Here is a 25,462-nt window from a genome sequence, read left to right as displayed (position 1 = left end):
GGAATGAAGCCCTTTACTGGTATGCTCCGGCAGGTAGTCGGTTGCACACTTCTGATTCTGCTGGTTACTGTATCGTTTCTGTTTTCGCCTCCTCCGCGTACCAATGATGTATACTGCGGCACCTATCTGCATCTAACGGCTTACGCAGGGTTCACAGACAATTGTGATAGTGGGGTGTATATAGAGAATGCGCGGCATCCGGCGCGGTTGCTGGAGCCGAACGAAGTCCGGCAGTCGCGGCCGTTGTTTATTCTGCTGGGCACGGCCGTAGGATATCCGTGCACGTGGGTGCTACAACTTCTGTCCAATTCCGAGCGGCCGGCACTACAGTTTCTGCTGCATGTGCCCACCAAATATCAGCTAGCACTAGGGTTTTACGTAGGCTACGTCCTCCTCAACTACGTTGTGCTGTTGGGGAGCCTGCTGCTGTTTATAGCTCTGTACGGGCGCCTCACGCAGGGGCAAGGCAGCCGGGTGGTGTTAGGTGGCCTACTGGTGTTTTTAGTGTCCAACCCAGTCACGAAAGCCTTCTTCTGGACGGTGCATCAGCAGATGTTTACGTTTTTCACGCCGCTATTCTGCCTGTATCTGCTCATAAGGCTTAATGAAAAGAATTTTTCGGGCCGGATGTTGGTGAGCCTCGCACTAGGTACGGGCAGTTTGTGCCTGGTATACGGCAGCTTCGTACTGGGGCTGCCGTGCTTGCTGGTGGCACTCTACTTCTGGCGAAAAAGCCATTCGCCCACGCGTTTGTGGGTGCTTGGAGGTGCTGTAAGCAGCGCCTTCTTACTGCCAACAGTTCTCTGGATAGCAGGCTTACGGCTTTTCGGTATTCACTACTACAACCACGAGGTCAAGACGTATCGGCAATTCATTTGGTTGAAAGATGCCCTTCTGGAGCCTGATCAACATCTATACACGAGCGTGGTCAGCAATTTGGCGCAGTTTGGAACTACACTGCCGGCTATCATGGGCTTCTTGTCTGGAGCGCTGGCTTTGTACCTGTGGTTTAGCTGGCGTCAGGCAAGAACTGGATGGCGTGAGCTAGAGCTACCGGGCCAACTCACGCTAGGCCTCTTGACGCTTTTTACGGTCTTTTTCGCCTTGTTGGGCTTTTATCAGGGGCGGCTTACATTCACACTGGTGCCATTAGTACTCTGCTTCATCGGCTGTATTCTGCACCGGATACGGCTGCCCCAACTATCCTGGGGAGTGGTAGCAGTGGCCTTTCTGTGGCATTGCTGGCAAGTAGTGGCCTACGGTCCTTATTCTTGAGCAGAGCTTACTGATCGGTGTTGCGGTTAAGGCGGTAGGCCACTTGTAACTGCACCTGCTGCGTGCGGTAGCGGTAGGTGGTGGTATTGATGGCCAGCAATTGGTTGTCCGAGCTGGCGTAAACCACAGAGCTGATGGTGGATAAGTCGCGCGCAAAATCGGAAAAATAGCGCCAGTTTACAGTGCCTGTGAAGCGGCCTCGGCGGTAGCCCAGCTCCAGGTAAGGGCCAATCTGCGTTTGGGTCGTTTCCATCACCCGAATATCAGGCAATGCTTTCCCCTGGAACTGGCGAGCCGAGCCACCCGGGAAGTCTATTTGAGGCGAAAGCGCCGAGTTAAGCTGCGCTGCTGCGCCGGCACCTGCCAGCAACTGGCCTAGCCCCACGGGCCGCAACACCCGAAACCCCAGCGCGACCGTAGGCACCAGAGCCGAGCCGAACGTGTAGGTTTTCGTTGGATAAGCTGATTGGCCGGTGGAGAGCGTGGCAGTAGAACGGCTGCGCGAACGGACCTGGCCCTCTGCATGAACCGAAAACCGGCGTCCGGGAAAGAGTGCATCGAGGTAGCCGCCCACCATTGGTCGCACTGTCTGCTCCACATGCTGGTTGTTCAGATAAGGCCTTTCCAGATCAGCTTGCGCTATAGCTTGCGTGGGGCTAGAAGGCTCGTCAAGCTTTAAAAAAGCATCAGATGGATCAGTAAAACGACTGCTGGTAAAGGAGCCACCCAAAAAGACACCTGCCTCCAGCCGGAGGCCACTACCTTTCTGCGCTGGCTGAGCAGCGGCCACCTTTGCTACGCTCGCCGGCTGGCCTAGGCAAGCCACTGCATAAGCACTCAGATATTCGCGCAGGGCACCCGCCTCAAACCGTAATCGGCTCAGGCCCTGCGATGCGGCTGGGCAATCAGGCTGCAGGTATTGCCGCAGCTGCTCCCGAAAATCATTGGCGGTGCTCAACATCTGCCGGCCTTCGGCATTGGTACGAAGGAAGAGGCGGTTTACCAGCTCCAACGGCGGCTGCCCTGCCCGTTGCACAAAGTAGTGTGGAGTAGTGCTCTGAAACGCTACCGACAGGCCTAGTGGGCCATCTAGAAGTACTTCCGTCAGCAAGGTGTCTGTTACAAGACGAGTGCGCGGGGCATCGGGCCGCACAAAGTCGCGGCGGCTTTCGGCTGCGGCATCGTAGGTTAGCACCTGTGCCCGCCAGCGCCGTCCGTTGCGTAGGCCAAAGCTTTGCAAGCTTCGCGTAGGCCAGGTCTGGATAGGCCCGGTAGGCTGCTCCCGAAAACGGAGCGAGGCCGGAGCCTCTTCCCAAAACCCGTTTTCGAGCTCCCCGCGCACGGTATCGCCTGAAAGCCGCACTAAGTAGCCCGGCTCAAAACGTTGCGCCTGTGCCTGAGCAGTGTAGAAAGTGGCAACAACCAAAAACAGAACCGCCTTACGCATATCGGTAGAAAGTAAAATAAGCAGTTAAAAGCCTGCAAGAATACTGGAAAAGCGTCAGGTTAGCCTAAATGCGTGCTATGAAGTCCTTGGCCAGCCCAGTAAAGTGAGCTGTTAGAGGATAGTAGATACAATTTCCACGAATTGCCAGACTACTTCTGCAGCCATTTAGAAAACTCGTAGCTTTGCTGCCCTGCCAATTCAATTACATATTGCAGGGCAGGGGCTGCCGGCCTCTGACGTACTCCTACCTTATAAGCTGATGCCGTACCTGTTCACCTCCGAATCTGTTTCGGAGGGCCACCCCGATAAAGTAGCTGACCAGATTTCCGACGCCATTCTCGACGAGTATCTGCGACAGGATCCTGCGGCCAAAGTGGCCTGCGAAACACTGGTTACTACTGACTTTGCGCTGGTTGCCGGCGAAATCAAATCGAAAGCCCATGTAGAGGCTGAGCCCATCATTCGGGAGGTGATTCGCCGCATCGGCTACAACAAGCCTGAATACCTGTTCAATGCCGATACCTGCGAGGTGATGAACCGCTTGCACGAGCAATCGGCCGATATCAACCAGGGTGTGGAGCGTGCCAAGCCCGAAGAGCAAGGCGCCGGCGACCAAGGAATGATGTTCGGATACGCCACCCGCGAAACCGAAAACTATATGCCGCTGGCCCTCGACCTCTCGCACCGTTTGTTGCGGGAGCTGTCGGCCATCCGCAAAGCTGGTCAGGAAATGACCTACCTGCGCCCCGACGCGAAAAGCCAGGTAACTATTCGCTACGCCGACGACAACACGCCCGAGGCCATCGAAACCATTGTGGTCAGCACTCAGCATGATGAGTTCGATCAGGATGAGCAGGTAATGCTGAAGCAGATTGAGCAGGATATCAAGAACATTCTGGTACCGCGCGTAAAGGCTCAGCTAGGCCAGGAAGTGCAGGCACTCTTCACCGACGATATTACTTACCACATCAACCCCACTGGCAAGTTTGTCATTGGCGGGCCTCACGGCGATTCTGGCCTTACGGGCCGTAAAATCATTGTGGATACGTACGGCGGTAAAGGGGCTCACGGTGGTGGCGCCTTCTCGGGCAAAGACTCGTCTAAAGTAGACCGTTCGGCAGCCTACGCGGCCCGCCATATCGCCAAAAACCTGGTAGCTGCCGGCGTTGCCGACCAAGTGCTAGTGCAGGTGGCCTACGCCATCGGCGTGGCCGAGCCGGTAGGCGTATTCGTGACCACCTACGGTACTACGAAAGTCAACGGCTCCTTCGGGCACTTGCTCACCGACGGAGAAATTGCCGCTAAAGTGCAGCGCATCTTCGACCTGCGCCCGTACGCAATTGTACAGCGCCTAGGCCTGCAAAACCCTATTTTTGCTGAGTCCGCCGCCTATGGCCATATGGGCCGGCAGCCGGGCACTAAGCAAGTACAGCAACCCGATGGCACCACGAAAACTGTGGAGACTTTCACATGGGAAAAGCTGGACTATGTAGATAAAATCAAGGCTGAATTTGGCCTGTAGAGTGGCCTAGCGCCACCTTCTAACAACAACGCCCCGGCTACCATTAGTGGTAACCGGGGCGTTGTTGTTAGAAGGTGGCGCTAGGCCACTCTCGGTCTATAAATCAGTGGCTAACCAGCTTCTCTTTATACTTAGTAATCTGGCGTTTCAGGCTATCGGCAGCGGCATCGGCAGCAGCTTCAAAGGTGCCAGCATCTTCCTGTGCGAAGAGCGTAGTGCCGGGGACGCGGACCTTCACTTCTACCGTTTTATTGGCAATACCATCTTTGTTATTCAGTCGCATAATCACTTCGCCTTCCGTCACGTGGTCATAGAAGGTTTCGAGTTTATCGAGGCGCTTCTGGATGAAGTCAATCAGTTTTTGGTCGGCGTCGAAATGCACCGATTGCATCTGTACTTTCATCGGATGTGGAATTAAGGGTAGAAAGAAAGAAACTCAGGCCTTTGGGTGGGCCTTTTCAAAGACAGATTTGAGCTTGTCAATACTTAAGTGCGTGTACACTTGGGTGGCGGCCAGGTTAGCATGGCCTAGCAACTCCTTAATTGCATTCAGATCAGCACCTTTGCCTAACAGATGCGTAGCAAACGAGTGGCGCAGCACGTGCGGATGCTGCTGGCCCGAAGCCGTGGTAATCTGACTCAAATAGTGCTTCACCGTGCGGTACACGAACTTTTCGTAGAGCGGTTCGCCTTTGTCCGTAACGAGTAGTGCCCGCCGGGCGTTGCTATCCGGACCAAATTCGCGTTGCTTATGCACTATATAGCGTTCTATAACTACTAGCAGCGTGGGGTTGAGCGGTACCAGGCGTTGTTTGTTGCCTTTACCCGTTACGCGCACCATGCGGCCAGGCAAACTGATGTCCTCAGGCCCAATGCCAATCAGCTCCGACAGGCGGATGCCGGTACCATACAGCATTTCCAAAATCAGCTGGTCGCGGGAGCCTGCCAGCGTATCCGGAAACTCAAAGGAGTTCAGCAGACCATTCAAAGAATCCTCCGGTACAAAGTCGGGCAGCTTCTTGGCAATCTTCGGCGACGTGATACGCAGCATGGGGTTTTTCTGGATGGCTCCCGTCTGCAACAAGTACTTATAATAGGAGCGCAAACAGGCAATCTTGCGGTTCACGGTGCGAGGGTCGTTGTGCTGCTGCATCAAAGACACCACCCAAGAACGGATCAGCATATGGTCTGCCTGCGTCGGGTCAGTTTGCTCGAATGATGCAACGAGAAACTCCGAAAACTGACGTAGGTCGGTTTGATACGAGAGCACCGTATGCGGGCTGTAGCGCCGCTCAAACCGTAAATAATCAAAAAACAATTCCATATTCTTAGTTTCAACAGCTGAGCTGTAGATACCCAATGTAGGGAATTCGGAGGAAGAATAAAACGGAAAATATAGGCACGAAAAAGCCGGCTGCTGCGCTATAAAACGCATATCAGCCGGCTTTTCTAGCTTACGGGAAGCTCTTCGTGACTATTGGCTAGCCTCGTTACCGTACGTTACCTGCTTGTAGATAGCTTTCTGCTTCTGCTTGCGGTTCGTAATAGAAGGCTTCTGGAAGAACGTACGACGACGCAGCTCTTTCAGGACGCCGGTGCGCTCGAACTTCTTCTTAAAGCGCTTGAGCGCACGGTCAACCGACTCGTTTTCTTTGATTTGGACGATGATCATATCTTCAGTGAGGTTGAAAACTTTCCTGGCTAGAGGGCTGCAAAGATAGGCAATGATTCTGCAGAATTGAAAATGATTCCGTGTATTTTCCGCGTAGGCCTGTTGATACAGCCCGGATAATCAGCGAAATCAGCACAGAGCCTGCAGAATCAACGGTTCTACTTCAGCAAGGTTCGGGCAATAACCAGCTTCTGAATTTCCGACGTGCCTTCGCCAATAGTGCACAGCTTAGCATCACGGTAGTACTTCTCAGCCGGGTAATCTTTGGTGTAGCCATAACCCCCGAAGATCTGTACACCCTCGTTGGCAGTGCGCACCGCCACCTCCGAAGCATACAGCTTGGCCATAGCCGACTCCTTATTTACGTTCAGGCCACGGTCCTTCATATCAGCTGCCCGATAGGTAAGCAGGGACGCTGCCTCAATTTCGGTCGCCATATCCGCCAGCTTAAACCCAATGCCCTGGAAGTTGCTGATTGGCTGATTGAACTGATGGCGCTCCTTGGAATACTGCAGAGCAGCTTCGTAGGCCCCTTGCGCAATGCCCAGGCTCAAAGCTGCAATACTGATGCGGCCACCATCCAACACCTTTAGCGCCTGCACGAAACCGTCGCCTACTTTACCAATAACATTTTCCTTGGGTACGCGGCAGTCAGTAAAAATCAGTTCTGTCGTTTCTGAAGCCCGCATGCCCAGCTTGTCTTCCTTGCGGCCAGCCTCAAAGCCTGGCGTTCCACGCTCAATGATGAAAGCCGTCATGGCATGTGAATCGCCAACTTCGCCAGTACGAGCGATAACCACGGCTACATTACCGCTCTTGCCGTGCGTGATAAAGTTTTTGGCTCCGTTCAATATATAAGAGTCGCCATCTTCCACGGCCACAGTGCGCATGTTGCCGGCATCAGAACCAGTGTTGGGCTCTGTAAGGCCCCAGGCGCCAATCCATTCACCCGAAGCCAGCTTCGGCAGATATTTCTGCTTTTGCTCTTCTGAAGCATGCTGCAGGATATGTCCGGTACAAAGTGAGTTGTGGGCTGCCATGCTCAGACCAATGCTGCCATCAATTTTCGATAGCTCTGCAATGGCCGTGACATACTCTACGTACCCAAAGCCAGCTCCTCCGTATTGCTGAGGTACCAGTACCCCCATCAGACCTAGTTCGCCAAGCTTGTGGAAAACGTCAACGGGAAACTCCTGCGACTCATCCCACTTCATCATGTGGGGCTTGATATACTGCGCGCCGAAGTCGCGCACCATCTGAGCAATCATTGTCTGGTTTTCAGTAGCGACCAGTTCCATAGGGGGTGGGAGTAAGGGTGATGGGTGGGATATAGCAACAAAACAGAACAATGCCCGTTTTGGGTTTGCAAAAGTACAATTATATGCACCCTAAAACCAGTATAGGATTTGGGTTCATAATGGCTCGGATTTTGAAAGGGCGCACCGATTCGGTTACTTTGATAGTTCTTTAGGAGAGTTTCTCTTAAAAATTCAGGATTTCTACGTAACCATTACTCTGAGTCCGACTAGCCAGTTTGCATGCCAAAACAACCATTCTATCGTCTCCTGCGCTTGTGGCTTCCCTGCTTGTTAGTTGCGCTCATTTCAGCATCGTGTGCAACATCTCGTCTACGGCAGCAGAATATCCTACTGCGAACCTCCGGAGCTGGTGGATTAGATACTGCGCGTCTGCGTGATGTTGTTAACCGTGCAGAGCGGAACTATATCATCCAGCCGAATGATTACCTATACGTTCAGGTAAATACTAACAAAGGTGAGCGAATCATAGATCCTAACGGAGAGCTCATGTTTGGTTATCCTGGTGGTGTTGGTGGAGGAAATAATAATCGGCAATCTATCGGTCAGCGTAGCTCTGGTGGCGGTCGAGCCAACATACAGCAGGGGCAGCAGGGTCAACAGGGTTCAGGACAGAACGACTTTTTGGTACAGCATGATGGTATGATTACGCTGCCAATGATCGAGCCTCTGAAAATAGCAGGTTACACATTGCTCCAAGCAGATAGTGTTCTGCAACAGAAATACAGTGTCTATTACAAAGATGTCTTCGTCCTAACCAGGGTTACCAATAATCGTGTGATAGTTATGGGAGCAGTTGCTGGTGGACCCGGCCAAGTGATTCCTCTTTATAACGACAACATGAACTTGCTGGAAATACTTGCTTCAGCAGGGGGCATAACTGGTGGCTATGTGGGGCCTACCGCTCAAGGTGGGCAAGCCGGACGAGCTGATAACATTCGTCTTATTCGGGGTAGCCTAAAGAACCCTCAAGTACAGATCATCGACCTGACTACGATAGATGGCATGCGTCGGGCTAGCCTTCAGGTTGAGCCTAACGATATTATCTATGTGGAGCCTATTCGTCGCCCGTTATACGAAACGCTAAGTGATGCTCAGCCTTACTTTACTCTGTTCGCGACTTTAACGGGTGTTTTTACTACGTTTTTCCTGATTCGGAACGCTATCATCAGCAACCCGTAACGGATACGTTGTTTTACTTAATGAGCCTCTGCCTACATGGCTGTGAACGAAGACATTGAATTAGAAGAACTAATCCGTGGCGCCGGAGGCGATGCGGAGGAGGATCAAGGTGGTGGGCTAGACTTGACTACCCTCTTAATGGTAGCTCGTAAGAGTTTGCCTTGGGTATTGTTGCTTATTAGCTTGGGTTTGCTAGCCTCTTGGCTGTTTCTACGCTATACCAGTCCGGTATATCAGTCTTCATCGACCTTGAAGATCGACGAAAAGACGGAAGCAGGAGTGCTTGGCCTGGAAGGATTAGGCAAAATGGTGGAGCAGAAGCAAACAATGACGCAACTTTCAGGCGAAATTGAATTAATTAAATCTGATCTTATTTATCGTCGTTTGCGCGATTCTTTGGACTTAGAAGTTAATTATTATGCTGAAGGTACCGTATTAGAAACTGAATTATATCGAGCTTCGCCATTCAAGGTAGAATATCAAACGAAAGGAGGAGGGCAATATAATACTAAGTTTGGGTTGCGCTTTCTTACCCCTCAGCAGATAGAGCTAACTTATCAGGAAAACGGACAGGAAGTAATTCAAAAAGCAATATTAGGCAATCAAATTGAAACGTTGGGATTTTGGTTTAGGATATATCCTACTTCTCTATTTCGTCCAAGTGATACTGAGCGAAATTTCTATTTCGTAATTAGAGATGAGGGTTTTATTAACCAGTACCTAAGCTCAAATCTTCAGGTGCAGATAATTAATCCTGACGCAAACACGATTAGTATATCTTTTACAGACAATAATTCCCTTAAGGCTCATGATATTGTAAATAAAGTAGACACCGCATATTTAGTTGAGAAGATACAACGTAAGCAGGAGCAGTCTGCCAAAACACTACGGTATTTAGCAGACCAGTCGAATGATAACCGACAGCTTTTGCGCCAGGCAGAAGAACAACTACAGGAGTTTATGAAACAGAATCGGCTTTTCGACGCTGAAACTGAACTAGGAAGCCTCACCACTATACTTACGACTCAACAAGAGGAAAGGCAAAAGCTTCAGGAACAATTAACGCTCCTTCGAAGTCTTAATAGTCAAATTGCGCAAAATCGAATTGTTGCAAGCGAAGAACGCTCAGCTGAACAAAGTATCCCTGCATTGGCTGAATTAAAAGCACCAGAGCTTGCCGCTAGAATAGGAGAATTATACGATTTGCAATTGCAAATTAATAGAGTTTCAAATTCTTACACTCCAGAGACACAAACTATTAAAAATCTCCAAGGCCAAATTACATTTACCAAGCAAAATATTAACCAGCTTCTGCGTCAGAACGAACAGTTATTACAACGCCAACTTAATGAGATGGACAACAAAGCCAACTCATTGCAAGGTCGTTTAGCAGAGTTGCCGGAATTAAAAACCCAAATAGAGCGCTTAAAGCGCCCGAGGGAGCTGTATGAAAAATACAGTTTGCTGATGATGGACAAAACGCTGGAGTATAATATAGCTCGCGCTGGAATTACAGCGGACTTCCAAGTATTGTCACCGGCTAACCTCCCTTCTCTACCTATTTCGCCTATTAAGTTGATGGCGTATGCCATTGGTTTGGCATCTGGCTTGGTGTTAGGTATTGGACTGATTGCTGTGCGTTACTTACTGCACAATACTGTTACCAGTGTAGGAGAATTAGAACGCAACACACTTTCTTCTGTTTTAGGTGTTATCCCAACCTATGACAGAGAAAAAATGTCGGTTTCTAAATTAGTTGTAGATAAAAATCCTAAATCTGCTATCTCAGAAGCTATTCGCTCCATTCGTACTAACCTTGAGTTTATGGCTTCTTCAAAAAGGAAGCGTATGATTTCAGTTACATCCACAATTAGTGGGGAAGGAAAGACATTTGTTACGGTCAACTTAGCAGGTATTATTGCTGCATCGGATCAGCGCGTAGTAATTCTGGATTTAGATATGCGAAAGCCCAAAGTGAATTTGGCTTTCGATGCAGAAAATATCAAAGGAGTTAGCACCATCCTGATTGAGAAACACACGTGGCAGGAATGTATTCAGCATACTACTATTCCTACGCTTGACTTTATCTCAGCTGGGCCAACCCCTCCGAATCCATCAGAATTAATTCTGAGCCCCAAGTTTGATGAGATGTTGGAGCATTTGTATCAGAGCTATGATGTTATCATTATTGATACACCGCCCGTAGGTTTGGTTACAGATGGTATTTTGATCATGCGGAAAGCAGATGTGCCGATTTATATTGTTCGGGCTAATTATTCTAAGAAAGCATTTCTAAAGAATATCAATAAGCTCGTGCGGACAAATGGGTTTACAAAGCTCACTACGATCCTCAACGATGCCAAAGCCGGCGGAATGCAAGGCTACGGCTATGGCTATGGCTATGGCTACGGATATGGACAAGGTTACTACGAAGAGCCCCAGCCACAAAGTGGAGTGGTGAACCGTCTGCGGAAGCGTTTCTCCTGAGCTAGGTGGCAAGTAGTATGTCCTCCTTCTTTCAGAAGCTTTTTAGCTCTCAGACCTCTAACCTAACTGATGCTGCTCTAACATTAGCCGCGCTGGGTACAGACATGCACTCACACCTGTTGCCGGGGCTTGATGATGGTGCGGAAACTATTGAGCAATCTGTAGAACTGGTAAAAGCCTTGCAAAAGCTAGGCTACCACAAACTGGTGATGACTCCTCACATTATGGGAGACTTTTACCGGAACACACCAGATGGAATTCAGGCGTCCTTGCAGCAGTTGCGCCAAGCAGTAGCCACCGCCGGAATAACGGGGATGACCCTGGATTGCGCGGCTGAATATTACTTGGACGAATGGTTTGCTGAGAAACTACAGGCGACAGAGCCTCTGTTGAGCTTTGGGGGGGATAATCGGTATGTGCTGGTTGAAACCTCTTATATCAATGAGCCATTCAACTTTGCGGAAACGATGTTTCAGTTGAAGGCTTCGGGCTATCAGCCGGTATTGGCCCACCCGGAACGCTATACGTATTTGTATGGCAAATTTGCAGACTTGGAAGCAATCCGGGAAAGTGGGGTGCTTCTTCAGGTAAACCTAAATTCTCTGGTAGGGTACTATTCCGCTGGTGCCAAAAAGGTAGCAGAAAAGCTTATTGACGCCGGGTTGGTAGATATGGTTGGAACCGATGCTCACCACATGAAACATGCCGAAACTATCCGAACCAAAGTGCTGAGCAGCGAATATGTGCAGAAGGTTCTTGCATTGCCGTTGCTCAACAACACACTCTGAGTTTCCTGTTCATAACAGCTTGTTTTAGCGCACGTACATGGTATTCGTTACGGGGGGTAGTGGCCTAGTGGGTCGTTTTCTTATTGCTGCGCTTGTAGCGAGAGGCCTGCCAGTACGGGCACTATATCGCGACAAAGTGCCTGCAATTCCGTCGGCTGATCAGGTGGAGTGGGTAGAAGGCGACATTCGCGATGCGCTAGGCCTACAGGTGGCGTTGCAAGATGTAACGCATGTGTTCCATTGCGCCGGATTGGTCTCCTATGCTCCGCAGGATGAGGATGCCTTGCAGCAAGTGAATGTAGAAGGCACTGCTAATATTGTTGATGCTTGTCTGGAAAGACCGGGTATCCGGTTGGGGTATGTGTCGTCGGTGGCCGCTTTGGGAAGTAAAACGGGGGAGCGTGCTGAGCAAGCAGGGCTGCCGGTGCAACTGGACGAGTCGGCCAAATGGGACCTGGGGGCGGCGCACAATGCGTATTCGACTTCCAAATACCTGGCGGAGTTGGAGGTATGGCGCGGCATATCTGAAGGGCTACAGGCCGTGATAGTCAACCCCTCCGTAATTCTGGGACCCGCCGATTGGAACCGCAGTAGCACGCGGCTCTTGCAGTATGCCTATAATCAACATACCTTCTATACGCCGGGCAATATCAATTTGGTAGATGTACGTGACGTGGTAGACATGCTGATGCGGCTTACCCTCAATACCCCTATCAAAGGCGAGCGGTTTGTGTTGAGCGCTGGGGTAGTACCTTTGCGCGACTTGCTAGGCCAGGCGGCGGCCTGTTTCGGGCGCAAGCCCCCCACAGTGGCCGTGCCCGACTGGGCCGCCGAAACAATCTGGCGACTGGAGCATGTGCGTTCCTTGCTGACGGGGGCTCGGCCGCTCATCACGAAGGATACGGCCAGGGCCGGCCGGCGGCCAGTGGAGTACCGCACCGATAAAGTGCAGAAGACGCTAGGCCAGTCCTTTCGTCCGGTAGCCGAGACGGTGGCGTGGTGCTGTGCTCAGCTATTGGCCCAGCGTCAGGAAATGACGCAGCTTAGTAGCTAACCTGGCCTAGGGCACTGTGGGGCCGCCGGAAGAGAAGAACCTTGCCAGATAGATTTCTAGCCTGAACCCATGTGGCTCCGGTGTGGTTGTTGTATATTCAGGGCGGGCGTCTTTTTCCAAGAAAGTAGTCCGCTCACCCTCGCGAAGTCTGCCAAGTTGGCGGCTGCGTGCCGATTGTAGCAGCATGAGAATGAATGAGAATTTTGAAGACCGGGACGAAGTACTGGACACCGTGCGCCGCTTTGAGCAAATGGTAGCCCACAACGAACCCGTGTTTTTTGACTTGGGCGATTTTGAAAACATCATCGACCACTATACGACGAACACCCAGTACGATAAAGCCCTGCAAGCCTGCGAGGCGGCCATTGCCCAGTACCCGTTTAGCACGGAACTGCTCATTGATCGCTCGCAGGTACTGGCCATGAAAGGCGAGTACCTTGCTGCTGCTCAGCAGATTGAAGATGTGGCTCAGCTCGATCCGGATAACCCCGATGTGGCAGTTACGCGCGGCATTATCTCTACCCAAAAGGGGGAGTTTGCTGAAGCGGTAGCCTTTTTTCTGCAGGCTGCGGAGCGCACCCAGGACCGTGACGACATTTTCTTCAACCTCGGACTGGCCTACCAGAGCTGGCAGAAGTTCAAGAGTGCGGCCAAGTACTACAAGCAAAGCCTACGCCTGAACCCCGACAACGAGGTGGCCGTGCAGGAGCTGTTGTATTGCCTGGAGGTGAGCGAACGGCTGGAAAAGAACCTGGAGTTCTTCCGCCGCTTCACCGACGAGGATCCGTATTCGGCTATTGCCTGGTACAATCTGGGCCAAGCCTATTACCGCGCCAATAAGTACGACGACGCTATCAGCGCCTTCGACTATGCCATCCTGATCGATGGGAAATTCTATGATGCGCATGGGTTTCTGGCTAGCACCTACGTAAGTCTGGAGCGCTACCGCAAGGCCATTGAGGAGTTTGAGCTCAGCTACTCGGAAGGGCAGCCGACGCCGGAAGCCCTGTGCAACATTGGCGAGTGCTATGAGAAGCTGGCCGATTGGGACAACGCACGCCGCTTTTACCAGCAGGCCATTGATCTGGACGCGACGATTGACGAAGCCTGGTTCGGCATCGGCATCGTGATGAACGCGCAGGAGCGGTATTTCGAGGCAATTCATTTCTTCCGGAAGGCCGTGAGCCTGTACGGCGAAAGCGTGGAATACTGGCTGGCCCTAGCTGCTGCTGAATACCAGTTGGGCAACGTGGTGTCCTCGATAGAGGCCTACGACAAAGCCACGCAAGTAGCCCCCGACAATAAGGACGCCTGGCTGAACTGGAGTATTATCCTCTACGAACAAGGCAATTTCGATGGCGCCATTGACCTCATGCGCAATGCCGTAGAAATCCAGCCGGTTGAGGCCGAGCTGCACTACCGGCTATGCGCCTATCTGCTGGCAGCAGGGCGCTACCGCGAAGCCTACCAATGCTTGGAAAATGCTTTGGTGCTGGACTTTGATAAGCACCGGCTGCTGTTCGAGTACTTCCCGGAGCTGGAGTCGCAGAAGGCGCTGGCTCGCCTCATTGATCAGTATCGGAAATAAGTGGCCTAGCGGCCATGACCAACAAGGCCCCGCGGGCATGGTGACGACTCACCGAAACCGCGGGGCCTTGGCTTTTTCTAACGTTACAGAATTCGGGCGTACTTTTGAGCCCAATGCTAAGCCACGCAAGCGCGGCCGTTGCGACCTTTCATCCCGTTCTTCCATTCGCAAGACCTAAGAAAACTAAGAATGAATTACAGCCTCAATCAACTCCCCGAGCGCACCGAAAAACCCCGCGAACAAGGCTTTACCATGGTAATGGACAAAGGCCTGAGCGTGCGGGAAGTGGAAGATTTCCTGGAAGTAGGCGCGCCGTACACCGATATCGTAAAGCTGGGCTGGGCCACATCTTTCGTGACGCCGAACCTAAAGCGTAAGCTGGACGCTTATAAAGAGGCGGGCATTCCGGTGTATTTTGGTGGGACGCTGTTTGAGGCCTTCATCATTCGCAATCAGTTTGACGACTACCGTCGGTTGCTGGATCAGTATGGCATGGAGTACGCCGAAGTATCGGATGGCTCTATTGACCTGAACCACGACCGGAAGCTGGAGTATATCCGGGAGCTGTCTAAAGACGTGAAAGTACTGTCTGAAGTAGGCTCCAAGGATGCGGAGAAGATCATTCCGCCTTACAAGTGGATTTCGCAGATGAAAACGGAGCTGGAAGCTGGCGCCATCAAAGTAATCGGCGAGGCCCGCGAAGCTGGCAACGTAGGCCTGTTCCGTAGCACCGGCGAAGTCCGCTCGGGTCTGGTAGAAGAGATTCTGACCCAGATTCCGTTTGAGAAAATTCTGTGGGAAGCTCCCCAGAAAGCCCAGCAAGTGTGGTTCATTAAGCTGCTCGGCGCCAACGTAAACCTGGGCAACATCGCGCCTAACGAAATCGTGAGCCTCGAAACCATCCGTCTGGGCCTGCGCGGCGACACGTTCACGCACTTCCTCGATATGGATGCCGTGCACGAAGATTTCCGCCCCGAGAAGCCGACTGGCAAGCCCGGTACTTCGATGCCCCGCGGCTAGGTAACCACTGGCCTAGCAAGAATACACCAGCCCATCAGACAGCAGTTTTGCTTGTAGGATGGGCTGGTTTTGTATTACTAATCTTCCTGCTGTCTTTTCAGTTATGCGTATCCGTGTATTCTTACTTCTGGTAGCCGTGCTACTGGCCTACACCACTCCAGCGCAACCAGCCCCCGGCCGCGTGGAGCACCTGGCCAGTTTCCCCTCGAAGCTGGTGAAACCGCGAAATGTAGATGTGTGGCTGCCGGCCGGCTACCCTAAGCCCGGCAAGCGCTACCCTGTGCTCTACATGCACGATGGGCAGAATCTGTTCAGCCCTAAAACCTCTTATGGCGGCACGGCCTGGGAGGTTGATAGTGTGCTGAGCCAACTGATACAGGACGGAAAGGCCCGCGAATGTATTGTGGTAGGTATCTGGAATACCGATTTGCGCTTTCGGGAGTACGCGCCTGCCAAGCCGTATGCTCGTTTGAGCGCCGCCCAGCAACAGCCGTATGCCCAAGTAGTACCCGCTGCACCGCTATCTGATGTCTACCTGAAGTTTCTGGTGACGGAGCTTAAGCCCTTCATTGACAAGAAGTACGCCACGGCGCCCAAGCGGGCTGATACGTTTATAGCCGGCTCCAGCATGGGTGGTCTTATTTCCTTGTACGCTGTGCTGGAATACCCGCAGGTATTTGGCGGCGCGGCCTGTATTTCTACCCACTGGCCGCTTAGCGTGCAGCAGGATAGCAACGATTTTACGGAGGTCATGGTGGCCTACATGCAGCAGAAGCTGCCGCGCCGTATGCGCCCAAAGCTGTACTTCGACTACGGCACCACCACCCTCGACGCGTGGTATGAGCCGCACCAGTTGCGGGCAGATAGTGTGCTGCGTGCTGCTGGCTATACTAGCACCAATTGGCTGACGCGCAAGTACGAAGGCGCTGCCCACAACGAGGCGGCCTGGCAACAACGGGTAGCTGTGCCGCTGCAGTTTTTGCTGGCTCCCAAGCCCTAAGCCTAGGCACCGGGCGTAACAAACTCAACAGAAAGCAGTAAGACTAAACCGGCCGGCGCCCGCTGAAGGGAGCAGGCCGGTTTTGTATTATACCCTCGATTTTCTGTTGAAATGAATAAGTCTGTTTTCCAGTTGCCCTTGCTTGGCCTAGGCCTGCTAGTTGCCTGCGGTGGCCCCTCCAAAGAAGAAAAGGCCGAAGCCCAGGCCGATACGCCTGCCGATACTGTTGCCACTGCCACCACCGCTGTAAAGCTGCCGGAACCCTACGCCACCGAATCAACTACGAAGCGGAGCAAGGTGATTGGCTGGCCCAAAGGCAGAACGCCAGTGGTGCCTGCGGGCTTCACTATTCAGGAATACGCCGGCAATTTCCAGAGCCCGCGCTGGGCCTACGTTACGCCGAACGGCGACGTGCTGGTAGCCGAATCCAACACGGTGCCCACCAATCCGAAGAAGAAAGTAGTGGCCGCGCTGGATCTGGATCCTTCCAAATCGTTGCGGGCTACCAGTGCCAACCGCATCACGCTGCTCCGTGACACCAACAAAGACGGCAAGCCCGATGTGCGCGAAACCTTCCTGAGTAACCTTAGCCAGCCGCTTGGTATGCTGGTGCTAGGCCAGTACTTCTATGTAGGGAATACCGATGGCGTGTGGCGTTACCCGTACCAGGCCGGCCAAACCAAGATTACGGGCAAGGGTGAGAAAATCTTGAGCCTGCCCGCCGGTGGCTACAACAACCACTGGACCCGCAACCTGCTGGCTGGCCCCGATGGCAAGAAGATCTATATCTCCGTAGGCTCGGGCTCCAATGTGGCGGAGAACGGCATCGATAAAGAGGAGCGCCGGGCTAATATTCTGGAAATCAACCCCGATGGTTCTGGTGAAAAAATATACGCCAGTGGCCTACGCAACCCTGTGGGTATGGATTGGGTGAAAGGCACCGGCAAACTCTGGACCGCCGTGAATGAGCGCGATGAACTCGGCGACGAGCTGGTACCCGACTACCTGACCAGTGTGCAGGAAGGTGCTTTCTATGGCTGGCCGTACTCGTATTTTGGACAGCACGAAGACCCGCGCCGCAAAAACGAGCGCCCCGATCTGGTGAAGAAGGCCGTAGTGCCCGACGTGCCATTGGGGCCACATACTGCTTCGCTGGGCCTCGCAATTTATGATGGACAAGCCTTCCCGGCTAAGTATCAGGGTGGGGCCTTCATTGGGCAACACGGGTCCTGGAACCGCTCCAGTTTTTCGGGCTACAAAGTGGTGTTCGTACCCTTCCAGAATGGTAAGCCCAACGGCGGCATGGAAGATTTCGTGACGGGCTTCGTGGCCAATGAAAAGGAGAAAGAAGTGTACGGTCGCCCGGTGGGCGTAACCGAAATGCCCGATGGCTCTCTGCTGGTGCTAGATGATGCCGGGGAGAAGGTCTGGCGCGTTGCAGCTCAGTAACAATTTTAGAAAGCTAATCAGATGAGTGGCCTACGGCGCAATGGCGTTGCCGTAGGCCACTTTCGGTTTCATTCCTGCCGTATCTTGGGCGCCAGATGAAGCAACTACTTACGGCCCTGCGCCGGCTGATAAGCTACGTACTACCGCTCACGCGCCGGGTGCACTCCGCATACAGCGGACCACTGGAAATCACGCTTTCCGGAGGGCGCAAAGTGCTGGATACCGCCCACGCCAACTATTCGTACGGCTCTTTGCAGCGGGTACTGGCCTACGGCCTGCGGTTTACCCAGCCCGAAACAGCTACGCACGTGTTGGTGCTGGGCCTGGGCGGCGGCGGCATCGTCCAGACGCTGCGGCAGACGCCGGAGTTTGCGGCAGCCATTACAGCCATTGAGCTTGATCCGGTCATTATCCAGTTGGCCGATGAAGAATTCGATATCCGGCCCGATGCGAAGCTGGACATTGTCTGCGCTGATGCGTTTGCCTGGGTAGCCACGGCCCCCGCGGAGTCCTTCGACCTGATGGTAATTGATCTGTTCCTGGACCTCGCGCTGCCAGCCGGACTGGGTACATCGGGTTTCTGGGAGCATATTTGGCGGCTGCTGGCGCCCAGTGGCTACATCCTGCTCAATACCCTCACCGCCGAAAATGCCCTGGTAGATGGCCGCCCCGCCCCGGAACATTGGGAGCGGCAGGGCTTTAGCGTGAAAGAGCTGGAAGTAGAATCCCTGAACCTGCTCTACATCCTGCACAAAGTGGCCTAGGTTAGTAGTATTTCGGTGGCCTGTCCCGGTGGGTGCCGGTGGTTTGGGAGCCAAGTGCTTTCTTTGTGGGCTTAAACCCTATTCTATGGAAATTGTTGATTTCGTCCTGCACCTGGATAAGCACTTAGCTGCTCTGATTCAGGACTATGGTGCCTGGACCTACGCCATTCTGTTCCTCATCATCTTTGTGGAAACTGGCGTAGTGGTGCTGCCCTTCCTGCCCGGCGACTCTCTGCTGTTCGCGGCCGGCTCCTTGGCCGCGCTGCCCGGCTCCCCCCTGAATGTGTGGGTGATGATGGGCCTGCTTATCCTGGCTGCCGTGCTCGGCGATACCCTCAACTACCACATCGGCGATTATCTGGGGCCGCGCGTATTCACTGGCAGCTCGCGCTTCCTGAAGCGGGAGCATCTGGAAAAAACACAGGCTTTCTATCAGAAGCACGGTGCCAAAACCATCATTCTGGCGCGTTTCATCCCCATTATCCGCACGTTTGCGCCGTTTGTGGCCGGCGTAGGCACCATGAGCTACACCAAGTTTCTTTCCTACAATGTGGTAGGTGCCGTAGCGTGGGTGGTACTACTGACCGGGGCTGGCTACTTCTTCGGCTCGATGCCTTTCGTGCAGAAAAACTTCTCGTTGGTGGTAGTTGCCATCATCGTGCTGTCGGTGCTGCCGGCGGTGTGGGAGTTTTTCAAAGCCCGCCGCGCACCGGTAACGCGTTAGACACGGAAGTGGCCTAGGCCACTAGCTGGCTGGTTGCGAAACGTCGGACCGCCGTAACCAGCCACATAAACTGCAGAAACCACTCCGCTCGCCTTGGGCCGGGGTGGTTTTTTTTGTTGCTTTGAGCGGGCTCAACAACAGCTCTATTGTATGCGCGAATTTGGCCTGATTGGTCGCACCCTGCGGCACTCGTTTTCTCAAACCTATTTCTCTCAGAAGTTTGATAGCCTCGGCTTAGCCGATCATCAATACGGCCTTTTTGAGCTGTCTTCCATCCAGGAGTTTCCAGACCTGATAGCCCAGCACCCCAACCTGTACGGCCTGAACGTGACCATTCCGTACAAGGAAAAAGTATGGCCGTTTTTGAGTGAAGTAGCCCCCTCAGCCGCACGGGTAGGTGCCGTAAACACCATTGAGTTTACCGCCGATGGCCGCCTCGTGGGCCACAACACCGACATGATTGGCTTCCGCGACTCGCTCCGGAATTGGCTGCCAGCCGGCTTTCAGGGCCGGGCGCTGGTGTTGGGCAGCGGTGGCGGCTCCAAAGCCGTGGAAGTAGCCCTGCGCGACCTAGGCATCGGGTACTGGGTGGTATCGCGCAACCCTCTAGGCCAGGGCCTAACATACGACGACCTGACGCCCGAGGTCCTGCAGGAGCACACGCTCATCGTGAATACCACGCCGCTAGGCACCGTGCCCGACGTGCACGAATGCCCGCCCATTCCGTACGAGGCCCTCACCAGCCAGCACTTCCTCTACGACCTCATCTATAATCCCCGCGAAACCGAGTTCATGAAGCGCGGGCAGGCCATTGGTGCTCAGGCCAAAAACGGTTTCGAAATGCTCTGCATCCAAGCCGAAGAAGCCTGGAAAATCTGGAATCGGTGAAAGGTGAAGTTGCGAAATGATGAAGTTGTGAAATGGCCTACAACACTGTCATTGCGAGGAGGCACGACGAAGTAATCTTTCCTTTGCCTCTCACTGAATCCTGTATAAACAAGAAGCCCTTACCTCCACAGTGGAAGTAAGGGCTTTTCAGTGGGCCAGCAGTGGGCGCAACCGGAAGGAAAAATTGCTTCGACACTGGCTTGATGCGCCACATGCTCGCCATGACAGCAGGGTGGCCTAGGCCTGTCAACAGAACATCATCTCACCACTTCCCCTCCGCTAGCCGCCCTGCTGCCCGCCGCCGCTGCCGCCACCTTTGGAGTCGTCGTTGCGGATGGTTTTGCGCTGGCGCTGGCCGCCCTCGAGCTTGCCGAAGCGGTAGTTGAAGGACAGGCGGACGTTGCGCTGGTAGGAGTAGAAGCTGCCCTCATTGCGGAACTGGGGAGTGATGGTGGTGCTGGTAAACTCGCGGCCGGGTGCCAGGAAGTTGTTGGCCCCCAGCGTGAGGTCGGCCTTTTCTTTCAGTAGTAGCTTCTTCAGGCTAAGGCCGTAGTACACACCGCCGGAGTAGCGCGTCTGGAGCTGTACACCGCCGGTCCAGAAGCCGCCGTAGCCTTGGGCCGTGTAGGTTTTGCCCAGCTTCAGAGAGGAATTCACGTTCATATACACGCTGGCGCGGCTGGCCACACGGTCCAGAATGGGGCTGCGCAAGCGGGTATAGTCGCCGCTGAGGTTAGAGCTCAGGTCCCAGTTCTTAATTGGTTTCCAGGAGCCATACAGGTTTATACCGTAAATATTCACGGTAGCCAGGTTACCGTAGGTGGTTTCGTTGCGAGCCAGGGCCTCATTGAAAGAGCTGAACCGCTCGATGGAGTTGCCAGTGTGCCGCACGAAACCGGAGGCGTTAAGCGAGGTTTTCTCGCCGAAAGTGCCATAGGTCAGTTCCACCAAATCGGCCAGCTCAGGGCGCAATTCAGGGTTGCCGAAATTTACAGAGTTAGGCGTTACTTGGTTTATGTAGGGGTTCAGGAAGTAAATCTGGGGGCGCTGGATGCGGCGGGAGTAGCTCAGGCGCAGCGTCTGGCCTTCTTTCTTGAGTGTGCGGGTGGCGCTCAGGTTGGGCAGCACATTTAGGTAGTCGTTCTCGAATCGGCCAGCCTCGCCTTGAAATTCGCCGGCAATGGCTGTGCGCTCCAGACGTGTGCCTAGGCTAAAGGCGTTCTTCTTACCCAGCGCAAAGTTGTAGGTGCCATAGGCCGCCAGCACGTTTTGGCTGTAGTCGAAGCGGTTGGAGCGAAGCGCGCTGCGCACAAAGTCGGGCTGCACGCTGGTCAGCAACGTGTCCACGGTGTAGTCGCTGCTCACTTGGCGGCGGATGTGCTTGGCGCCGGTTTCCAGCGTATTCTTTTCTCCGAAAGGCAGCGTGTAATCAGTCTGAAAAGTGGTTTCCAGGTTTCGGGCCAGGTTTAGGCTGGCTTCTTGGTACTCAATGGCCGCACCGCGCACCTCGGGGCTCGGGAACTGGTCGAGGCGGTATTGCTCGTGGCTGCGGTTGCTGGTATGCTGGGCCAGCACGCTCCACTCGCGGCGGGGCTGCTTCTCCCCGAAGGTGCGGGTGTAGCCGGCGTTCAGGTCAAAATTGCGGCTCTCGTCCTGCCGGTTGATGTCGCGCGTGTAGAGCGTGTCAAGCGCCGACTGGCCTAGGTATTGATTGAAGAGCTGTTGGGGGGCACTGCTGTTGTAAAGGTTGCCGTTGCCGCTAAGCGTGAAGCTATGCAGGGGCGAAGGGTCGTAGGTGATTTCTACTTGCCCGTAGCCGCCCTGGCCCTGGTTGCGCGAGGTAGTGCGCTCCGTAAGTAGGCCCGTGCTGCCATCTGCCGCATAATTGGTGCGAATGGTGCTGCTCTTGAATGGGTAAAGGCTGCGGAAGCTGCTGAGCTTGGTATTGAGGCCCAGCTTGCCGCGCTTGGCATTCAGGCTGGTATTGATTCCCTGGTTGCGGTTGCCGGCGTTAGCGCCTACGCTGCCACTCATCCCCTGTAGGCTGTTTTTCTTCAAGACAATATTGATAACCCCGCCCGATCCTTCCGCATCATACTTCGCCGACGGTGCTGTCACGACTTCAATGGCTTTGATCTGATCAGCCGGAATCTGTTTGAGCGCCTCAGCCAGGTTGCCGGAAAGCAATGCCGAGGGTTTATTATTGATCAGGATACGCACGTTGCTGGTGCCGCGCAGTTGCACGTTGCCTTCCCCGTCCAGATTCACCAGAGGCGTTTTGCGCAGCACATCAGCTGCATTGCCGCCGGTGTTGCTAGCATCCTGCTCGGCGTTGTAGATGAGGCGGTCGGGCTTGGTTTCTACCATCGGCTTTTCGCCCGTTACGGTTACGCCCGCCAGGTTTTGGGCCGAAGCAGTAAGCGTGAGCGAGCCAACATCAGCCCCGGCGTCCGTAACCGTGACAGACTCCAGCCGCGTGGCATAGCCCACAAAGCTGAGCTGTAGCCGGTACGTGCCCGCCGCTAAGCTCTTCAGCTCAAAGCGGCCTTGCTCATCGCAGGTGGCGCCCGTGAGCGGCGCAGTGCCCGTGGCTGGGAGCAGCGCCACGGTGGCATACTCAATGGGCTTTTGGGTGGCAGCATCCAGCACGCGGCCTGTTAGCCGGGCAGTGCCTGTAGCAGTCGTAGAAGACGGAGCCGGAGAGGTGCTTTGCGCCTGAATAGCACACACCGGCAGCATCGCCAGCAACACTAGCGTAACGAATTGTTTCATCTAGAAAACAGAAAAAGGATAGTCGGCGAAGGATAAGGATAGCCGCAGGTAAGAGCCGCGCATACGCCGAATGGTGGCACAACGGCTCAAACTTACTGCTTCTTATGGCTGAGCTGTCTAAAATTCAACCAACTTCAACTTCATAACATACTAACCTGGATTTAGCCCCTACCAGTGTGAAATGTGGACCCCACCCCCGGCCCACCCTGGCTTGATGCGCCACATCCTCCGGGAGAGGGTCTCCAGCCGTGAGCCGTTCCAGAACGCACCCCTCTCCCAACGGGGAGGGGCCGGGGGTGGGGTCCACATTTCACTGATACCAAAACCTTATTGATTGAAGCGCACCTGAGGCTGGTTGAAAACCAGTGCCCGAGTGGCCTACGAATGGTTACTTTGGAGGCTAGGAGGCGTGTTGCCTCCGTTACTGCATGCCATTACTGTTTTCTGCTTCGCGCCGCCCTATACAGCTGCCCCGGTTATTGAAGAGCCTGCCGTGGCCGCATCTGGTCTGGCTAGGCCTGTTGCTGTACTTCGATGTGCAGCTGCGGCTGCTGCGCGTAGGTCCGTTTCTGCCGGCGCTGGAAGAGCACTTCTGGCTCAACGCCTTCCTGACGGATGTACTGGACTCCGGCCTGTTCTACCTGAACTGGCTCCTGATGCCGCACCTGTTTGTGCGGACCCGGCTGCCAGCGTATTTTCTGGCGCTAGGCCTAGGATTGGCCGCGTTTGCTGCCACCCGCATTGGGCTGAGCTACCTGTTTGAGGAAGTCAAAATACAGGGCATACCCCAAACACTGGCCTACTACGTGCAGGTGCTGCAGGCCTACTACCTGTTGCTGGGCGGTCAGATTCTGCTGCTGAGCTTTTTTCTGCGCCTAGCCGGCGACTATCTCCGCGAGCGGGACAACCGGCGTGAGCTGGAACAGCAGCACCTGCGCACTGAGCTGGCCCTGCTCAAAACGCAACTGCACCCGCACTTCCTCTTCAATACGCTCAACAACATCTATTCTCTCACGCTCAACGCCTCTCCGCAGGCGCCCGAAGCGGTGCTGCGCCTCTCGGAGCTGATGCGCTACCAGCTCTACGACAGCGCCGCCGACACCGTGCCGCTGGCCCGCGAAATCAGCCACCTCCAAAGCTTCCTGACGCTGCAGCACCTGCGCCTTCCACCTGATGAAGCCGATGAGGCCATCCAGTTTACGGTGCTGTTGCCGCCCGGTGCTGAGCACGCCTACCAGTTGCCGCCCATGCTGCTGCTGCCGCTGGTAGAAAATGCCTTTAAGCACGGTGACCTAACCGCTAGGCCCCACGTGGTGCGCCTTTCCCTGCAGCTGGCCGATGACGGGCAGCTACACTTCTCCGTCCGTAACCGACTGGCCTACGGCAGTGCACCCGTGGCACCCGGCGGTATGGGCCTTGCCAACCTCAAGCGCCGTCTCACGCTGCTCTACCCCGAGCGCCACGCCTTGGTAGTTGTAGAAAACAACGAAGAATACTCCGTGAGAATGACCCTGCAGCTTAGCCGAAACGCTATAAGTGCCCTCAAAACCATTAGCACGTCATCCTGAGAGAAGCGAAGGATGTTCTCACCTATCAACGACTGGCCTAGCGCTTCGTGCTATCGTGACAAGAACCTTCGCTTTTCTCAGGATGACGTGCTAATAGGTAAACGAACGTCAAACTGGGTAAAAGGACATCAAGCTCACTATTTTACTAAAGCACTAACCCACCTCCCATGGAGCCCAACGCACCGCGCCGTCCGCTTACTTGCGCCATAGTCGATGATGAGCATCTGGCCCTGAACGTGCTGGCGGAGTATTGCGGGCAGGTGCCGTTTCTGGAGCTGAAAGGGCAGTTTAGTGATGCGCTGGCGGCCGTGGCTTTTCTGCAGGATAACCCCGTGGATGTAGTGTTTCTGGATATTCAGATGCCGCGCCTGATGGGCCTACAGTTGGCTCAGCTGCTGCCCCAACCTGGCCCTCGCATCATCTTCACCACGGCCCACCCCGACTACGCCGTGCAGAGCTACGAGCTGCCCGCCCTGGATTATTTGCTGAAACCGATTTCGTTTGAGCGGTTTGTGCAGGCCGCGCACCGCGCCCGCGCCGCCCTAGGCCAGTCGGCAGTTACCATAGCTCCTGCGGAAGCACCTGCCGAAGCAGGCGAGGCCCTGTTCGTGCGTCACGATAACCGCTTGCGCCGCGTGCCGGTAGCCGACATTTTCTACGTGGAGGGCCAAAAGGAATACCTGATGCTCTACACCGGCGGCGGCAAAATCCTGACGCTGCAATCTTTCCGGAAGCTAGAGGAACTGCTGCCCCCTGGCCGCTTTGCCCGCATCCACAAGTCCTACCTCATCAGCCTGCGCCACCTGGAGTACGTGGAGCGCACCCGCGTGCAAGTGCACGGCACGTCCCTTCCCATCGGCGAAACCTACCGCGACGCCTTCATGGAAATGCTGCGGTATCATGGCAAAATGTGATTTGAGGTGATGAAGTAATGGGGTGACGAAGT

21 protein-coding genes are annotated in these 25,462 nt (G+C 54.2%); 15 read left to right on the top strand and 6 right to left on the bottom strand.

The window, feature by feature from the left end:
* The first annotated feature begins 3 nt into the window (after positions 1-3).
* Entirely contained in the window at positions 4-1,275 is a 1,272-nt protein-coding gene (locus CFT68_RS15010; RefSeq protein WP_141106581.1) for a hypothetical protein, read from the top strand.
* A 7-nt stretch (positions 1,276-1,282) separates the two neighbouring features.
* Here the strand turns inward: CFT68_RS15010 and CFT68_RS15005 are convergent, their stop codons facing one another.
* Complete coding sequence (locus tag CFT68_RS15005; protein ID WP_088844349.1) at positions 1,283-2,722, bottom strand: hypothetical protein; 1,440 nt, start codon at positions 2,720-2,722, stop codon at positions 1,283-1,285.
* A gap of 259 nt (positions 2,723-2,981) precedes the next feature.
* On the opposite strand from CFT68_RS15005, the gene metK reads away from it, so the two are divergent.
* Positions 2,982-4,244, top strand: a complete 1,263-nt coding sequence (gene metK, locus CFT68_RS15000) for a methionine adenosyltransferase (RefSeq protein ID WP_088844348.1) — start codon at positions 2,982-2,984, stop codon at positions 4,242-4,244.
* 103 nt (positions 4,245-4,347) lie between these two features.
* On the opposite strand, the gene hpf is transcribed toward metK, so the two are convergent.
* The 4 genes from hpf to CFT68_RS14980 all read right to left on the bottom strand — a co-directional run bounded on the left by hpf (position 4,348) and on the right by CFT68_RS14980 (position 7,214).
* A complete protein-coding gene (gene hpf, locus CFT68_RS14995; protein WP_088844347.1) occupies positions 4,348-4,647 on the bottom strand; it encodes a ribosome hibernation-promoting factor, HPF/YfiA family in 300 nt (99 codons plus the stop codon).
* A gap of 33 nt (positions 4,648-4,680) precedes the next feature.
* Positions 4,681-5,568 carry a tyrosine-type recombinase/integrase gene (locus CFT68_RS14990; RefSeq protein ID WP_088845096.1) on the bottom strand — a complete coding sequence of 296 codons (888 nt, stop codon included), beginning with the start codon at positions 5,566-5,568 and terminating at the stop codon, positions 4,681-4,683.
* Positions 5,569-5,718: 150 nt separating this feature from the next.
* A complete protein-coding gene (gene rpsU / locus CFT68_RS14985; protein ID WP_088844346.1) occupies positions 5,719-5,916 on the bottom strand; it encodes a 30S ribosomal protein S21 in 198 nt (65 codons plus the stop codon).
* A 158-nt stretch (positions 5,917-6,074) separates the two neighbouring features.
* On the bottom strand, positions 6,075-7,214 hold the full coding sequence (locus tag CFT68_RS14980) for an acyl-CoA dehydrogenase family protein (RefSeq protein WP_088844345.1): 1,140 nt from the start codon (positions 7,212-7,214) through the stop codon (positions 6,075-6,077).
* A gap of 240 nt (positions 7,215-7,454) precedes the next feature.
* Here CFT68_RS14980 and CFT68_RS14975 point away from each other — a divergent pair, with 240 nt between their 5' ends.
* The 11 genes from CFT68_RS14975 (at position 7,455) to CFT68_RS14925 (ending at position 20,176) form a co-directional block, all read left to right on the top strand.
* Positions 7,455-8,414, top strand: coding sequence for a polysaccharide biosynthesis/export family protein (locus CFT68_RS14975; RefSeq protein ID WP_088844344.1), 960 nt, complete (start codon positions 7,455-7,457; stop codon positions 8,412-8,414).
* Between the two features lie 42 nt (positions 8,415-8,456).
* Positions 8,457-10,901 (top strand): GumC family protein, encoded by a 2,445-nt coding sequence (locus tag CFT68_RS14970; protein ID WP_170934817.1) that lies wholly within the window; start codon positions 8,457-8,459, stop codon positions 10,899-10,901.
* Positions 10,902-10,918: 17 nt separating this feature from the next.
* Positions 10,919-11,689: a tyrosine-protein phosphatase gene (locus tag CFT68_RS14965; protein ID WP_088844342.1), complete on the top strand. Its 771-nt coding sequence runs from the start codon at positions 10,919-10,921 to the stop codon at positions 11,687-11,689.
* A 37-nt stretch (positions 11,690-11,726) separates the two neighbouring features.
* Positions 11,727-12,743, top strand: coding sequence for an NAD-dependent epimerase/dehydratase family protein (locus CFT68_RS14960; RefSeq protein WP_088844341.1), 1,017 nt, complete (start codon positions 11,727-11,729; stop codon positions 12,741-12,743).
* 190 nt (positions 12,744-12,933) lie between these two features.
* Positions 12,934-14,331: a tetratricopeptide repeat protein gene (locus CFT68_RS14955; protein ID WP_088844340.1), complete on the top strand. Its 1,398-nt coding sequence runs from the start codon at positions 12,934-12,936 to the stop codon at positions 14,329-14,331.
* Between the two features lie 189 nt (positions 14,332-14,520).
* Positions 14,521-15,351 (top strand): phosphosulfolactate synthase, encoded by an 831-nt coding sequence (locus tag CFT68_RS14950; RefSeq protein WP_088844339.1) that lies wholly within the window; start codon positions 14,521-14,523, stop codon positions 15,349-15,351.
* A 103-nt stretch (positions 15,352-15,454) separates the two neighbouring features.
* Complete coding sequence (locus tag CFT68_RS14945; RefSeq protein ID WP_212590418.1) at positions 15,455-16,351, top strand: alpha/beta hydrolase; 897 nt, start codon at positions 15,455-15,457, stop codon at positions 16,349-16,351.
* A 111-nt stretch (positions 16,352-16,462) separates the two neighbouring features.
* Entirely contained in the window at positions 16,463-17,800 is a 1,338-nt protein-coding gene (locus CFT68_RS14940) for a PQQ-dependent sugar dehydrogenase (RefSeq protein ID WP_088844337.1), read from the top strand.
* A 95-nt stretch (positions 17,801-17,895) separates the two neighbouring features.
* Positions 17,896-18,564, top strand: a complete 669-nt coding sequence (locus tag CFT68_RS14935) for a spermidine synthase (RefSeq protein WP_088844336.1) — start codon at positions 17,896-17,898, stop codon at positions 18,562-18,564.
* 85 nt (positions 18,565-18,649) lie between these two features.
* A complete protein-coding gene (locus tag CFT68_RS14930; protein WP_088844335.1) occupies positions 18,650-19,288 on the top strand; it encodes a DedA family protein in 639 nt (212 codons plus the stop codon).
* A 150-nt stretch (positions 19,289-19,438) separates the two neighbouring features.
* Entirely contained in the window at positions 19,439-20,176 is a 738-nt protein-coding gene (locus CFT68_RS14925; RefSeq protein WP_088844334.1) for a shikimate dehydrogenase family protein, read from the top strand.
* A 279-nt stretch (positions 20,177-20,455) separates the two neighbouring features.
* Here the strand turns inward: CFT68_RS14925 and CFT68_RS14920 are convergent, their stop codons facing one another.
* The gene (locus CFT68_RS14920) at positions 20,456-22,948 is read right to left on the bottom strand and encodes a TonB-dependent receptor domain-containing protein (protein WP_088844333.1); all 2,493 of its coding nucleotides are present in this window, start codon (positions 22,946-22,948) and stop codon (positions 20,456-20,458) included.
* A 428-nt stretch (positions 22,949-23,376) separates the two neighbouring features.
* Here CFT68_RS14920 and CFT68_RS14915 point away from each other — a divergent pair, with 428 nt between their 5' ends.
* Positions 23,377-24,516 carry a sensor histidine kinase gene (locus CFT68_RS14915; RefSeq protein ID WP_088844332.1) on the top strand — a complete coding sequence of 380 codons (1,140 nt, stop codon included), beginning with the start codon at positions 23,377-23,379 and terminating at the stop codon, positions 24,514-24,516.
* A gap of 167 nt (positions 24,517-24,683) precedes the next feature.
* The gene (locus CFT68_RS14910; RefSeq protein ID WP_088844331.1) at positions 24,684-25,430 is read left to right on the top strand and encodes a LytR/AlgR family response regulator transcription factor; all 747 of its coding nucleotides are present in this window, start codon (positions 24,684-24,686) and stop codon (positions 25,428-25,430) included.
* Positions 25,431-25,462 lie beyond the last annotated feature (32 nt).

Origin of the sequence: Hymenobacter gelipurpurascens, from assembly GCF_900187375.1 — a bacterium.
GTDB classification, from domain to species: Bacteria; Bacteroidota; Bacteroidia; order Cytophagales; family Hymenobacteraceae; genus Hymenobacter; species Hymenobacter gelipurpurascens.
The sequence above is the reverse complement of the archived record's forward strand: the minus strand, read 5'-3'. Positions and strand labels throughout refer to the sequence as shown.